Source organism: Dactylosporangium vinaceum (assembly GCF_019904175.1).
Taxonomy (GTDB): domain Bacteria; phylum Actinomycetota; class Actinomycetes; order Mycobacteriales; family Micromonosporaceae; genus Dactylosporangium; species Dactylosporangium vinaceum.
Genome location: NZ_CP061913.1, coordinates 7,831,920 through 7,845,845 on the forward strand (window position 1 = coordinate 7,831,920; position 13,926 = coordinate 7,845,845).

General features: G+C 72.8%; 15 protein-coding genes and 2 pseudogenes. 8 read left to right on the top strand and 9 right to left on the bottom strand.

The features are described from left to right. Positions 1-28: 28 nt before the first annotated feature. Together Dvina_RS55550 and Dvina_RS54725 are read right to left on the bottom strand one after the other, a co-directional pair. Entirely contained in the window at positions 29-832 is an 804-nt protein-coding gene (locus tag Dvina_RS55550) for a hypothetical protein (protein WP_343217197.1), read from the bottom strand. Continuing rightward, positions 815-1,936: pseudogene (locus Dvina_RS54725) on the bottom strand (lytic polysaccharide monooxygenase auxiliary activity family 9 protein); the annotation flags it as partial. The pseudogene Dvina_RS54725 and the gene Dvina_RS55550, both read right to left, overlap by 18 nt. A 226-nt stretch (positions 1,937-2,162) precedes the next feature. On the opposite strand from Dvina_RS54725, the gene Dvina_RS35105 reads away from it, so the two are divergent. From Dvina_RS35105 to Dvina_RS35120, 4 genes are all read left to right on the top strand, one after another. After that, a complete protein-coding gene (locus tag Dvina_RS35105) occupies positions 2,163-3,341 on the top strand; it encodes an FAD-dependent monooxygenase (protein ID WP_223093569.1) in 1,179 nt (392 codons plus the stop codon). 83 nt (positions 3,342-3,424) lie between these two features. Continuing rightward, complete coding sequence (locus Dvina_RS35110) at positions 3,425-4,216, top strand: hypothetical protein (RefSeq protein ID WP_246655527.1); 792 nt, start codon at positions 3,425-3,427, stop codon at positions 4,214-4,216. After that, on the top strand, positions 4,209-5,141 hold the full coding sequence (locus tag Dvina_RS35115; RefSeq protein ID WP_223093570.1) for a serine hydrolase domain-containing protein: 933 nt from the start codon (positions 4,209-4,211) through the stop codon (positions 5,139-5,141). Before Dvina_RS35110 ends, Dvina_RS35115 begins: the two co-directional genes overlap by 8 nt. 94 nt (positions 5,142-5,235) lie before the next feature. Next, positions 5,236-5,811, top strand: a complete 576-nt coding sequence (locus Dvina_RS35120; protein ID WP_223093571.1) for a hypothetical protein — start codon at positions 5,236-5,238, stop codon at positions 5,809-5,811. A 40-nt stretch (positions 5,812-5,851) separates the two neighbouring features. Here Dvina_RS35120 and Dvina_RS35125 read toward each other — a convergent pair whose 3' ends face one another. Further along, the gene (locus Dvina_RS35125) at positions 5,852-6,376 is read right to left on the bottom strand and encodes a GNAT family N-acetyltransferase (protein WP_223093572.1); all 525 of its coding nucleotides are present in this window, start codon (positions 6,374-6,376) and stop codon (positions 5,852-5,854) included. Positions 6,377-6,386: 10 nt separating this feature from the next. Then, a complete protein-coding gene (locus tag Dvina_RS35130) occupies positions 6,387-6,947 on the bottom strand; it encodes a helix-turn-helix domain-containing protein (RefSeq protein WP_223093573.1) in 561 nt (186 codons plus the stop codon). A 73-nt stretch (positions 6,948-7,020) separates the two neighbouring features. Between Dvina_RS35130 and Dvina_RS35135 the strand changes: the two genes are divergently transcribed. Continuing rightward, positions 7,021-7,740, top strand: a complete 720-nt coding sequence (locus Dvina_RS35135; protein ID WP_223093574.1) for a dienelactone hydrolase family protein — start codon at positions 7,021-7,023, stop codon at positions 7,738-7,740. 86 nt (positions 7,741-7,826) lie between these two features. Next, entirely contained in the window at positions 7,827-8,354 is a 528-nt protein-coding gene (locus Dvina_RS35140) for an FBP domain-containing protein (protein WP_223093575.1), read from the top strand. A gap of 374 nt (positions 8,355-8,728) precedes the next feature. Here the strand turns inward: Dvina_RS35140 and Dvina_RS35145 are convergent, their stop codons facing one another. The 4 genes and pseudogenes from Dvina_RS35145 to Dvina_RS55805 form a co-directional block, all read right to left on the bottom strand. Further along, complete coding sequence (locus Dvina_RS35145; RefSeq protein WP_223093576.1) at positions 8,729-9,760, bottom strand: helix-turn-helix transcriptional regulator; 1,032 nt, start codon at positions 9,758-9,760, stop codon at positions 8,729-8,731. Positions 9,761-9,763: 3 nt separating this feature from the next. Then, complete coding sequence (locus Dvina_RS35150) at positions 9,764-10,654, bottom strand: SDR family oxidoreductase (RefSeq protein WP_223093577.1); 891 nt, start codon at positions 10,652-10,654, stop codon at positions 9,764-9,766. A gap of 106 nt (positions 10,655-10,760) precedes the next feature. Further along, positions 10,761-11,297, bottom strand: a complete 537-nt coding sequence (locus tag Dvina_RS35155; RefSeq protein WP_223093578.1) for a YciI family protein — start codon at positions 11,295-11,297, stop codon at positions 10,761-10,763. Between the two features lie 29 nt (positions 11,298-11,326). After that, positions 11,327-12,009, bottom strand: a pseudogene (locus tag Dvina_RS55805) (IS5 family transposase). Between the two features lie 280 nt (positions 12,010-12,289). Here Dvina_RS55805 and Dvina_RS35165 point away from each other — a divergent pair. Then, positions 12,290-12,787, top strand: coding sequence for a hypothetical protein (locus Dvina_RS35165; RefSeq protein WP_223093580.1), 498 nt, complete (start codon positions 12,290-12,292; stop codon positions 12,785-12,787). A 31-nt stretch (positions 12,788-12,818) separates the two neighbouring features. Here the strand turns inward: Dvina_RS35165 and Dvina_RS35170 are convergent, their stop codons facing one another. Beyond that, positions 12,819-13,361 (bottom strand): DUF6939 family protein, encoded by a 543-nt coding sequence (locus Dvina_RS35170; RefSeq protein WP_223093581.1) that lies wholly within the window; start codon positions 13,359-13,361, stop codon positions 12,819-12,821. Between the two features lie 59 nt (positions 13,362-13,420). Between Dvina_RS35170 and Dvina_RS35175 the strand changes: the two genes are divergently transcribed. Further along, positions 13,421-13,906, top strand: a complete 486-nt coding sequence (locus Dvina_RS35175; protein WP_223093582.1) for an ATP-binding protein — start codon at positions 13,421-13,423, stop codon at positions 13,904-13,906. Positions 13,907-13,926 lie beyond the last annotated feature (20 nt).

Sequence of the window (13,926 nt, forward strand, 5' to 3'; positions counted from 1 at the left end):
GCTGGGGCCGGGCGCGGTCGGGCGGTGACTAGCAGCCGATGCGCTGGGCGCCGACCGCGACGTCGTCGTACCACAGGGTGTCGTCGCCGTCTCCGTAGGCCTCCCAGCCGAGGCGGAGGTCCTGCGGCGCCGGCTTCCAGGAGCGGGCCAGCCACTGCTGGTCGATGTCCGCCGTCGGCGTGCCGTCGACGGTCAGGCCCGGGATGGCCGTGCCGTTGAGCCACGTCGTCAGCAGGCCGCGGCCGTCGACCATGAACTCCACGCAGTTCCAGGAGTTCGTCGGCAGCGGCCTGCTCTGGGCCACGCCGTTCGGGCTCTGGGCCGGCAGGGTGGCGTCGTCGGACTCCCGGTTCCACTGCAGGGCGCCGTTCTGGCCGCCCATGCGCAGGTCCTTGCCGCCGTCACCGCTGTCCTTCAGCGCCGCGAACGCGACGTGCTGGGCGGGCAGGGCGGTGGTGTGGCGGACGTAGAACCGGCCGTACCAGACCGAGCCGAGACCGCTGAGGTCCTTGGCCGGCTTGACCAGGACGTGGTTGCAGTAGCCGCCCTTGCCGTCGATGCGCACCGACTTCGAGCCGCTGTGGGCGACCGACGAGTCGACGGTGGCGGTGCCGGAGCCCTGGCAGTTGGCGTAGGACGTGCCCCAGACGCCGGATACGGTGGACCCGGTCTGGCTCTCGAACCCGTCACAGAACGCGGCAGTGGTGCAGGTCTGCCCGCCCTGGGTCGGGCCCGTGCTGGCGCTGGCGCTGGCGCTCGCCGAGCGGGACGGCGAGGACGAGGCCGTCGGCGAACCCGTCGTCGGGGTGCCGCCGTTCGCGGCGCAGGACAGCGTGGGGGCGGTGCCCGCGCTGCCGTTGCCGAGCATGCCGAAGTTGGTGCTGCCGCCCGCCGGTATCGCCCCGTTCCAGCTGACGTTGGCGGCGCTCACCGCCGTGCCGGACTGGGTGACAGTGGCGTTCCAGCCCTGCGCGACGGTCTGGCCACCGGTGTAGTTCCACCCGACCTTCCACGAGGAGGTCGGCGCGGTCCCGGTGTTGGTGACCTTGATGTCGGCCTGGAAGCCGCCCGACCAGCTGCTGGTGACCGTGTAGCTCGCGGTGCACCCGGCGTTGCCGCCGCCCGTGTTCCCCGGGCTGGAGGAGGAGGCGCCAGGGCTCGACGGGCTCGACGGGGGCCGCGACGTCGGACCGCCGTTGGTCGGGGTCGCCGTCGAGCCGGGGTTGCCGTCGCCGACGCCGGTGACCTGGCCGTTGCCGCCGTCGAATGTCACGTCCGAGCAGCCGTAGAACGTCTCTGTGCTGTCCGAGCGCGACCAGACCGAGTAGATGATGTGCCGGCCGGACTTGCCGGTCGGCAGCTTCCCGGACCAGTAGTAGTGCCCGTCGTTGGTGCCGACCGAGCCGACCTGCGGCGGGTTCGTCACCTGCAGGAACGGCGTCGACTCCAGCGAGTTCCAGGTGATCGGCTGGCTCGGGTCGAAGCCGTCCTTGGTGACGTACAGGTAGAACGTCCCCGGGTGGGCGGCCCAGTTGCTGTAGTCGAACTCCATGGTCGCGCCGGCCGTCAGGTGCGTCAGCGGCCAGTCGGTGCGGACCAGGTCGAAGCCCGAGAAGTCGTACAGCTTGGCGTCGGCGCTGCACATCTTGTTGTCGGGGATGAAGCCGGCCGTGCGCCCGGCCCCGTCGGAGCGCAGCATCGCGAACCAGTTGTACAGCGAGTTCGTGCCCTGCTGCGCCACGGCGGCGGCACAGGCCGGGTTCTTCGGCTGGATCGCGCCGGTGGCGTTGAGGCCGTCCTTCCAGCACAGGTACTGGCGGCTACCCGGCTGCATCAACGCGCCGTGCGCGGACGCCGGGGTCGCGAGCACCACGACCGCGCCGGTTCCGGCCATGGCCGCGGCGAACCACAGCGCGAGTCTTCGTCGTATCGTCATGCCCAACCTTCCATCCCATCGAGGGCAGTCCATTGCCCGGATTGAAGGCCGCTGACCAGCGAATTGACAATTCCGAAACAGGTTTCGCGCGCTCGGGCGGGCAAAAACGGTGAAAGATTCATCACCGGGCGCTGGAATCCTGCACGTGCGAATGGATAGGCTTCCGTCGCCCCATGGGCCATTTGTCCGTGTCACATTGTCAATCCCTCGTATACGTGGAGTACGGATGAGTTCGGCACCCCTGCGCGTCGCCATCGTCGGATCCGGCATCGGCGGGCTCGCCGCCGCGATCGCCCTGCAGGCCAAGGGCCACGAGGTCGAGGTGTACGACCAGGCGAGCGAGCTCTCCGCGATCGGCGCCGGCATCGCGCTCGGCGGCAACGGCATGCGCGTCCTCGACGACCTCGGCGTCGGCCGGGCCGCCCGCGACGTCGCCAGCAACCTGCAGCGCATCCAGTTCCACCACTGGCAGACCGCCGAGATCTTCTACGAGCACCCGATGGGCGACTGGTACGACAGCAAGATGGGCGGCCCGTTCCTGGGCATCCACCGCGGCGACATGCACCAGGTCCTGCTCGACCGGTTCGACGGCACGCCGCACCTCGGGCACCGGGCCGCCGCCGTGCACGAGGACCCCGGCGGCGCCGAGATCGAGTTCGCCGACGGCACCAAGGTCCAGGCCGACGTCGTCGTCGGCGCCGACGGCCTGCGCTCCGCCGTGCGCCACCACGTCGCCGGCCCCGACGAGGCCGTGTTCTCGGCGATGAGCTGCTTCCGCGGCCTGGTCCCGGCCCAGAAGGTCCCCACCTCGGAGTCGATGGGCCTGACGTTCATGCTCGGCCCGGGCCGGCACCTGGTCATCTACCCGGTCCGCGGCGGCGAGCTGATCAACTTCGTGGCGTACGTGCCCGATCCCGAGTGGACCCTCGAGTCGTGGTCGTCCAAGAGCGAGCCGGCCGAGGCGGTCGCCGCGTTCGCCGGCTGGAACGACACCGTGATCTCGATGCTGTCGAACGTCGAGGAGGTCGGCCGCTGGGCCCTCTACGACCGCGAGCCGCTGCGCAAGTGGAGCACCGACCGGGTCACGCTGCTCGGTGACGCCGCGCACCCGATGCTCCCGCACGCCGGGCAGGGCAGCAACCAGGCCATCGAGGACGCCGCCGCGCTTGCCGCGTTCCTGTCCGCCGACGGGCTCTCGACCGCCGAGGGGCTGCAGCGGTACGAGCAGCTGCGCAAGGCCCGCACCCGCAAGATCCAGATGGGTTCGCGGGGCAACGCCGCCTGCTTCCAACTGCCCGACGGCCCCCCGGCCGACGAGCGCAACGCCCGCCTGCAGTCGCTGCCCGACAACGTAGCCTGGATCCACGGCTACGACATCTTCGCGGACCTGCAGGAGACGAAGTAAAACACCGGCTTCCCGAATGCCCCCCGGACCTGCACCCGGAAGCGCTCCCCGCCCGGCTCCACAGCTGGGCGGGCTCGCCCGTCATGCGCAACCTGGTGGCCGCGTTCAACGGCAAACTGCCTGATGCGGTGGGTACCGCCGGTCTCCTGGCCTGGCTCGACGAGTTCTCCGACACCCACTGGAACTTCCGCGGCCGCCTCGGCGGCGCCGAGCGCGACCGGGTCCGCGTCGACCTGGACCCCGCCCACGCGGCCGCCGCGCTGACGGCCGCCGAGGGCCTCGGGCTGACCGACAGCATCGAGCCCCCGCACGCCGGCTACGACCACCTGCTCATCCTCGGCGGCCTGGCCCCCGCCTGCCTGCAGCGCACCGAGCACGCCGCCCGCCTGGCCGCCACCCGCCGCATCGGCACGGTCACCGCCCTGGGCAGCCTGCGCCCGCTGGGTCCCCCGGAGCGCCAGGTCCCGGGGGTCGAGGCCGCCGAGACCGAGGCCGACGCCCTGGCCGCCGGGGTCCGGGCCGCGTTCGACCGGCACGTGCCGGTCCTGGTCGCCCCACCCCGCGACCCGGCCGCGCCACGCGCGAACACGGCCGACACTTACGAGCACTGGGCCGCCGTCGCCCGGCCGCGCCCGGAGCAGCGGATCCTGATCGTCACCTCGCCGATCTACGTACCGTTCCAGCACTGCGACGCCATCCGCATCCTGGCCCTGCGCTACCGCTGCGGCATCGACACGGTCGGCTTCGACCCGGCCCGCGCGACAACGCCCCAGCCGCCCGGGGCCGCGGCCCCGGACCGCTACCTGCAGGAGATCCGCTCCGCAATCCGCGCCGCCCGCGCCCTGCACACCGCGGCGACCGGCACCCATGCCTGACACCTGGCTGCACGACCTCACCGCCCAGGCCCCCATGCCCGCCGTGGCGGTCGCCGTGTTCGACCGGGACGCCACGGTCGCCGAGAGCGTGCACGGCGTGGCCGACCTGACCACCGGGCGGCCGGTCACCCGCGACTGCTGGTGGGACCTGGCCAGCCTGACGAAGGTCCTGGTGACACTCCCGGCCGTGCTGCGGCTGGGCCTGCCGCGGGACCGCCCGATCGGCGAGCTGTGGCCCCGTGCGCGGGGCCGGGCCGCGGGCGCGTGCACGGTGGACGATCTGCTCGCCCACCGGTCCGGGCTCCCGGCGACCGTGCGGTTCTACGAGACTTTGCACGGCCCGGCGATCGTCGACGCCGCCCTCGGCACGGCCCGCTCGGCCCCCGAGCCGGTGTACAGCGACCTCGGGTACATCATCCTCGGCGCCCTGGTCGAGGACCTCACGGGCCGCCCGCTGGACGGCGGCGGCCTGCGCCTCGGCGGCCCGGTCGCGCCAGCGGTGGCCACGGAGCTGTGCCCGTGGCGGGGCCGGCTCATCTGCGGCGAGGTGCACGACGAGAACGCGGCCGCGCTCGGCGGCTACGGCGGCCACGCAGGCGCGTTCGGCACTCTGGACCTCGTGACCGCCGCAGCCCGCCGCTCACTGGGGCCGCTCCCGCCGCCGTGCCTGGCGCAGAACTCGGCCGGTGAGCGGTTCGCGGCGGGCTGGTGGCTCCACCCGGCCCGCGGCCTCGGCGGACCCGGCGCGGGCCGCGACGGCTTCGGCGCCTCCGGCTTCGTCGGCAACCGGATCTGGTTCGAACCTTCGCGGGGGTACGGCGTCGTCGTCCTCAGCAACCGCATCCACCCCACCCGCGGCGACCGCACCCCGTACGCCGCCTGGTGCGACGACCTGCTCACGCGCATCGCCACCGAGCTCACCTGAGACGGTTCTCAGGGGCCGGGCTCCGGCGGACCTCCGGGTCGTGTCGGGGTTCTGCCCGGATGTCCGTTCCCGCCCCGGCGACAACGCTCGTGGCATGACCTCGACCTCGTTTGTGCGCGCCGGTGCCCTGGTGGCGCCGGCGCTGCTGTTCGGGTACGGCACCCTGCGCCTCATCGACCGCAGCGACGGCCGCATGGACAAGGGCGCGTGGATGTGGAACACGGGCCACGTCATGTTCTTCATCGCCATGGCCCTGCTCGCCGCCCTGGCCGTCGGCGCCCGCGCCCGGCTGCCGCTGCGCGCCTTCGGCAACCGCCTCGCCGCCAACCTGGCCGTCGTCGCCACGCTTGTCGGCGGCCTGGCGTTCCTGTGGGTCATCACCGGCGACCTGTTCCCGTCGTTCCGCGACGCCGCCCCGCTGCCCACCGCCCTGGCCGTCGCCGGCAATGCCGCGTTCATGCTCGGCCTGCTCACGCTGCTGATCCAGCTGGTCCGGGCGACCCGCCTGCCGGCCTGGAGCCCGGTCGCCGTGCTGTTCGCGTTCCTGATGATCGCGGTCAGCCTGGACACGATCCCGGTCGCCGCCGTGCTGCTGTTCGTGGGCCTGCTCCCCCTCTCCAGCGACCGGGCACCGCTCAGCGGCTCCGGCCCACGGCTCGCCCGCGGCTGAACCCGCCGGCCGTCTTCAGGTCCTCGTCGGCCTCCATGGTTCACGGCTCCAGGCGCTTGTAGAAGAAGCTGCAGGGCTCGAGCGTGCCGTCCGGGTCGGTGGCGTAGCCGGGCACGATCCCGAAGCGGGTCCAGCCCGCGGTCTCGTACAGCCGCTCGGCCGGGCTGCCGGTCACGGTGTCGAGCAGCAGCAGCGTGGCCCCGGCCGCGGCGGCGGCCCGCTCGGCGGTGTCCAGCAGGGCCCGGCCCAGGCCGCGGCCGCGGTCCCGGCTGTGCACCATGAGCTTGACGACCTCGGCCCGGTGGCGGCCGTTCGCCTTCGGCTCGAGCGCAAGGCTCACCGTGCCGGCGAGCCCGGCCGGGCCGTGCACGGCCCAGACGTGCAGATCCCCGGCCCGCACGGCCGGTTCACGGCTGCGCCACCAGGCCGCGGCCTCGGCGGCGGCGAACGGCTTGCGGAACCCGACGGACGCGCCGTGCGCGACGACGTCGGCGAGGACCTCCGCGAGAGCGGGAACGTGCTCGGAGTACAGCTGCGGGGTGAGCCGGGTGATCACCGGGGACATCGCGGGCTCCTCAGGGCAGGACGATGAGCAGGACGTAGCGGACCTCGGCCGGGGCGGAGTTGACGAAGCGGGAGGCGCCCCACAGCCGGTACCGCAGGCAGTCCCCGGCCCCGACGCTGTGCACGGTCTCACCGACGGTGAGCTCCAGGCCGCCCGCGAGGACCCACAGGTGGTGCTCCAGGCCCGCGACCGGCGGCACCGGATAGGCGATGTCAGCGCCGGGCTCCAGCACACCCTCGATCACCTCGCCGCGCAGCCCCGGGTGCGGCGGCGACACGGACCGGCGGGTGAACCCTGTCACCCGGTCCCGCCACACCGGCTGCATCGCCGCCGAGACGAGCTGCGGCGGCTCCGGCTCGACCTCGGCGAGGAGGCGGGACATCGGCATCCCGTATGCGCCGCACAGCCGGCCCAGCAGCGCCGCCGTCGGGCTGATCTCGCCCCGCTCCAGCCGTGACAGCGTCGACCGGCTGATCCCGGTGTGCTGGGCGAGCTCGTCGAGGGACCAGTCGCGCTCGCTGCGCAGCTCACTCAGCCGTGCGGCCAGCCGGGCCTCCAACTCGTCTCCCATATATGGGACGCTATCCCATATCCGGGACACGGTCGCTGTGGTGGTCGTCACGGCCGCCTGGCACGATCGGGCCATGACCGACGTGTCCATCACGAGCCGCCACGGGGCGATGCCGGCGTACCTGGCCGAGCCGGACGGGCCGGGACCGTTCCCGGGCGTGGTCGTCATTCACGATGCCATGGGCATGGGCAACGACACCCGCGCTCAGGCCGACTGGCTGGCCGGCGAGGGCTACCTGGCGCTGGCTCCGGACCTGTTCTTCTGGGGCCGCCCGCTGACCTGCCTGCGCACGGTCTTCGCCGACGTACGCCGCCGCTCCGGCCCGACGTTCGACGACGTGGATGCCACCCGCGCCGTCCTGGCCGCCGACCCGCGCTGCACGGGCCGCATCGGCGTCATCGGCTTCTGCATGGGCGGCAGCTTCGCCCTGCTCCTGGCCCCGGGCCACGGGTTCGCCGCGGCCAGCGCGAACTACGGCATGGTACCGAAGGACGCCGCCGACCTCCTGCGCGACGCCTGCCCGGTGGTCGCCGGATTCGGCGCCCGCGACCTGACCCTGCGCGGCGCGGCCGCCCGCCTGGAGTCGGCACTGACCGTGTGCGGCGTGCCGCACGACGTGCACGAATACCCGGACGCCGGCCACGGCTTCCTGAACGACCACGAGTCCGCCGGCGACCCGATCCCCCTGATGGTCCGCTTCAGCCGCCCACTCCTGCGCTACGGCTTCCACGAGCCCTCAGCCATCGACGCCCGCCGCCGCATCACCACCTTCTTCGCCGAGCACCTGCGCTGAGCCGCACCGATCCGCGCTCGCCCGCAGGTGAGCCGAAGCAGTTTAACCCTTTGCCTAAACCCATTAGGGAGACGTACCGTCGAACCGTGGAACCCGTCACCGAATCCGACCTGCGCGCGGCCTTCGTCAACTGCTCCAAGGGCGAGGCGCAGCGCGCGTACATCCCCCGTGACCTGGCCGAGCGCCGCTGGGCCGACCTCGACTTCCTGGGCTGGCGCGACCCGGGCACGCTCGACCGCTCCTACCTGGCCGCCGAGCACGACGGCCGGCTGGTCGCCGTGGCACTGCGGATCGCCCAGCAGCAGCGCAAGTTCCTCGCCCGCGGCATGTGTTCGCTGTGCCTCACCGTGCACCCGGGCAACGGCGTGTCGCTGATGACCGGGCGGCGCACGGGCAAGGCCGGGCGCAACGGGGACTCGGTGGGCCTGTACCTGTGCACCGATCTGCACTGCTCGCTGTACATCCGCGGCATCCGCAAGCCGAACACCGGCGGCCGGATGGACGAGACGCTCACCGTCGACGAGCAGGTCGAACGGCTCACGGGCAAGCTCACCGCGTTCCTCGACCGGCTCACTGACCGCACCGCCGAACGGGCCGCCGGCGTCGCTGAGTGATTCACAGGTTTCCTCAGCGTCGTCACAACGAGGGAGCGCAGCCTGAGGCGTATGGCGATCGGGGAAGCATCGAAGATCGTACGCTGGTATGCGTACACGGGCTGCCTGGCGGTCGTGCCGTTCGTCGTGGCCGGGTTCCGGCTGCCCTGGTACGGCACGGCGGTCGTGCTCAGTGCGGCGCTCGCCGCCTGGGGTGTGCTCCTCACACTGATCCGGCCCGCCACGGCGTCGATGCCGCTGCCGGGCGTGTGGGCCGCGGCCGGGCTGCTCACCGTGTACGGCACGGCCATGCTCCTGCTGCACGGCACGGTCAGCCCGGGCGCGGTGGCGGCCGGGGGCTACGGCTGGGCGCTGCTCGTGGCGGCGCTGTCCTATCAGCGCCGGTACAGCGCCGCCGTGCGTTCGGCCGCGGCCGCCAGCAGGGCCCGCAGCTCGGCCGGGGCGACCGCCTCGACCTCAGGACCAAGAGCCAGCAACTGGGTGTACGCGACAGGCACCGACTCCACCGGCAGCGCGACGGTGACCCAGCCGTCCGCGCCGGGCGGCCCGGCCCCCTCGACCGCCTCCCGGTAGGCGACCGCCTCCACGGCGTAGCGCAGCGCCCGTAGCCCGGCCGGGCTCAGCCGCACGGTCACCGTGTCGCGCAGCATGGCCCGCTCGAACTCGGCCGCTCGCCGTTCCCAGAACGACGGCAGATCGAACGCATCGTCCCGCGCGAACCGCGCATCCGTCACGGTCACCGCACGAATCCGGTCCACCCGATAGGTCCGCGGCCCGACCGGACCGGTGCGCGCACCGAGCCCCGTCCCGCCGCCCGGGACCGTTCCCGCATGGCCGGTGTCGGCGGGCCGGGCGACGACGTACCAGACGCCGTGCTTGAGGACCAGACCGAGCGGCTCGGCGGTGCGGTGCACCTCGCCGCCGCGGCCCGCGTACGTGAGCTCGGCGACCCGGTCCTCCCACACGGCCCGGGCCAGCTCGGCCAGGAACGGCGGCGGCTGCGGATCCCGGAACCAGCCGGGCGCGTCGAGGTGGAAGCGCTGCCGCCCCTGGGCCGCCGCCGCCCGCAGCGGACCGGGCAGCGCCGCCGTGACCTTCAGCTCCGCCGCGGCCAGCGCTTCACCCAGTCCCATGTCCCGCGCCGGACCGGGCAGCCCCGAGAGGAACAGGGCCTCCGCCTCGGCCCGGCTGAGCCCGTTGAGCCGCGTCCGGTAGCCGTCCAGCAGCCGGTACCCGCCGGCCCGCCCCTGCTCGGCGTAGACGGGCACCCCGGCCGCGGACAGGGCCAGGATGTCGCGGTAGATCGTGCGTTCGGAGACCTCGAGCTGGGCGGCGAGCTCGGCCGCCGTGCGTGACCCGCCGGACTGCAGCAGCAGTACCAGCGAAATCAGCCGGGAGACGCGCACCGGCTAACGGTAGTCGTCGGGCCGGACGAACCCCCCGGCCTCGTACCGCCAGAAGTCCGGCCGGCTGCCGTCCGCGTCGGTGAGCCCGTACTCCCGGGCCAGGTCCGCACTCGACAGCGACGCCCCGTTCCACCGCGCCCGGTCCGGGTCCGCGGCCAGCGCGGCGACCCCGCGCCCGACGTACGCCGGCGACTCCGACATCGCGAAATGCGGATCCTTCGCGGCCCCCTCCCGCCAGGTCGCCTCGGTGACGCCGAAGTGCTCGAGCATCAGCTCCGAGCGCAGAAACCCGGGCGTCACCGACACGGCCGTGCCGCCGACGGATCGCAGCTCCTCGGCGAGTGCGAACGCCATCCGGTTCACCGATGCCTTGGCCAGGTCGTAGAAGAACGAGACCCGGTAGCGCTCCCGGTTGTACTCGGCCGTGCCGTCGGTCATCTCGACCACGAGCCCGCCCGGCCTGCCGGTGAGCAGCGGCAGCGCCGTGTGGCTGGTGATGATGTGCGTGTCCACCGCGAGCCGCAGCAGCCGCAGCCCGCGCTCGAGGTCGTCCTCCCACAGCCGCTTGTCCCAGGCGAACATGCCCTCGGCGCCCCAGATGTCGTTCACGAGCACATCGAGCCGCCCGTGCTCGTTGCCGATCCGTTCGACGACCGCCCGCACCTGCCCCGGGTCGAGATGGTCGGCCGCGATCGCGATCCCGGTGCCCCCGGCCGCGGTCACGAGCTCGGCCGTCTCCTCGATGGTCTCCGGCCGCCCGTACTCCGATCGCTGTGCCCGCGTCGTGCGCCCCGTGCAGTACACGGTCGCGCCCTGGACGCCGAGCTGCACAGCGATCTGCCGTCCGGCCCCACGGGTGGCCCCGGCCACGAGCGCAATGAGTGTCTCAGTCATGCCGTGACCATCCCAGCAAACCCTGACACGGTGCGTCACCCTTTCCCGGGCCCACGCCAAATGCCCGTGTGGGTGTACCGCCTCACCGTCGCCGAGCGCCGAGCGTTCAGGCGCCGGGCCGTCCCCCGAACCGCCACGGTGAGGCGGCGATCGTCCCGGACCCGGCGCCCGGGAACATCGACACGGCGGCCTCCGCGGTGCCCGCCTGCACGCAGGCAACCAGCCCGATCACGCCGTCGTCGGCCAGCCGCCGCAGCCGCCCGAGCACGATCACGTCACCGCGGTCGTCCGGGAGCACGGGGTCAGCACCATCGGCGATGACGAGAAACCGCGGCCCGGCCGGCCCCGGGAACGCCCACATGGACCGCCCGAGCAGATCCTCGAACCGGCACACGGTCATCGCCGCGTAGACCCCGCCCCGCCAGTTGGGCTCCGACTCCGCGAACTCCCGGGCCGCATCATCCGACGGCAGCTCGACGACGTGGATGCTCCCGGTAGCGGTCTCCAGGTCGTCGGTGAGCGTCGGCCCACGCGCATACAGCCGATCGGCGAACCCGTCCATATACGCCCAGTGCGCCTCAACCAGCTCGTCCCGCAGTGCCGCGGACCCGACCCGGTCAATGCAGTAAACGAAGTACATCATCCCCCCCACCCTAGGTTCTGTCTCGCGGATCATGGTTGGTCGCGTACGGCCTGGAGCCAGTCGAGCATTTCGACCAGGTCGAGCGTGGCTTGGTAATGGCTGCCCAACAGTCGTAGCGGGTGGCGAGTCCGCGCCAGTGTTCGCGCCGGTTGAAGCCGCGTTCCACGAAGGAGTCCGGGCGTTTGCGGGGTCGGCCCCGCCGGGCGGGTTCGTCACCGACACCTGCTCCAGCAGCGGCGCGAGCTGGCGGATGTCGGCGGCCCGGCCCGGTGTGATCTGGGTGGCAAGGGGCCGGCCTCGCCCGTCGGACAGGGTGTGGACCTTCGCCCACCACGGGACCGTCCGATGCCCTGCCGTGCCTGCGATACGTCGGCGTCGAGCCCCCTTGATGGGCACTGGCCGCGTGCTGGTGCACCCGCACGACGGTGGAGTCCACCTGCGCGTCCCAGTCGATGTCGCCGTCTGCCTCGGCAAGCGCGACGACCTGTTGTTTGAGCAGGGCCCAGGTACCGTCGGCAGCCCATCTGCGGAACCGCTGGTACGGCGTCTTCCCCGGCCCATGCCGTTCCGGCAGGTCACGCCACGGCGACCCGGTCCGTTTCACCCAGCAGCTCGCATTGATCACCTGACGGTGATCACGCCAACGGCCACCACGAGTGGGTTGCGCTGGCAGCACCAGTACAACGAACCAAACCCATGATCCGCGAGACAGAACCTAGAGGCGCCCGACCACCCCACTCACCGCCGGCCGACGTCCGCCCGGGCCCGCAAACGCGCACGGCCGACCGACATCCCGCACCGGACGGCCAAGCCCCACCGGCGCCCAAGCCCCTGCCGCATATGCCCCTGGCGCACCGGGCGACCGCAACCGCCCGCCCGCACCCCCGGCCGCAACCGCCCGACTACCGGGCCCGAACTGACGCGGTTCGGAGCGAGCGCTCACCGGCGGTGATCCTGATCCGGATGCGGGCTGCGCGCTACGCTGGCAATCGATGGCCGACAGCCCCGACACCCCGCACGACGCCGTCATCATCGATCTGGACGCGTTCGACCCGAGCCAGGCGCAGGCGGCGAGCTCCACCACGCCGTCCGGCGCAAGCGGCCGATGGCCGAGCCGGTCGGCCGACGCACGGCGGGACGGACGAGCCGACCGCCGCGAGCCGACACGAAGCCCGGCATCCGGAGCCCGCCCCCTGATGGGCCGCCGCACACCCCTGACCCGCGCCGCCGTCATGCTCGGCCTGGCTCTGGCCGTCGGCATCCCTCAATCCACGGCCCCCGCCCTCCTGAGCCGCGGCCGCCCGGTCCCCCTCCCGAGCTTCTGCACCGGCACCCCGATCCCCGGCGGCCGCCTCGACATCGTCGAGAACGACAGCTACACCATCCTCGACGCCACCACGAACACCATCGTCAACACCGGCCCCTGCCCTCGCGGCACCGGCACCCGCTCCAACACCCGGACCCGCACGAGCACCGGCATGGCCGACTGAGACCACCCGCCCGCCGCCCGGGCCGGCAGCCTCACCCGCCCGGCCACTCGTCGAGCAGGTACAGCCGGATCAGCGCCGCATGCGACAGCGGCGAGCGCAGGTCGGCCACGTCACCGTTCGTCGTGTAGTCCAGCAGCGTCACCGGGGCCGCGGCGGCCAGCTCGCGGAGCTTCGTGAGCTCGGCGGAGACGTGGTGGTCGAGGACGTGGCGATACGCCGGGAGGTAGATGCGGCGGCGGGCCGTCCCGTAGTCCAGCAGGTCCGGGGCGTCCAGGCCCGCCCGGTGGCCGCGAACCGGGCCGTAGCGGCGCACCGTGCGCTTCAGGCCGGTCATCCGGGTGGTCTCCAGCAGCGCCCGGTCGACGTCGGCGGACTCGAACACCTTCAGGGCCTGCCAGATCGCCTCCACCGACGTGCCCGTCGCGCCCGGGCTCAGGGGGACCGGGATGCCGCCGTGCGGATAGAACGGGCTGAAACGCACCCACGGGTATGGGCCGCGGGAGGTGACGTCGACGACGGCGTCGGTGGTGGTCTTCGCGGACTTGCTGTTGTGGTGCACGACCCGGATCTCCATGCCGCGCATTCTGCCCGCCGGGTACGACAGTTTTCGGCACGCGCCGGTTGGGTACGCCGGTGGACGCGACGAAGGAGGAAGATGTGCCGCAGCACGACATGCGTCTGCAGTTTTCACTCGAACTGCCGCGCGACGCCGCACTGGTGCGCGACGCCCGGCGAACGCTAGACGGGGCCCTCGCCGGTGCCGGCGTGACGGAGGAGTGCCGCGACGACATCCGGCTCGCGCTCACCGAGGCGTGCGGGAACGTGGTTTCGCACGCCAATCTCGCCAGCGGCTACCACATCGACGTCACTGTCGATGACGGCGAGTGCGTGATCGAGGTCACCGACGACGGTGGCGGCTTCAACCCGGCGCGGGTGCCGCCGGTTGAGCCAGTGGAGGCCGGGCATGAGCCCGGGCACCTCAAGGAGAGCGGGCGCGGCCTGCAAGTCCTCGCCGCCGTGGTGGAGCGGCTCGACGTGGTGTCGGTCGAGGACACGGGCACGCTCGTCCGGTTCAGCAAGCACCTGACGTGGGACCCGGCCCCGCGGCAGGAACCGTGAGTGAACGGACACCCGGGCCC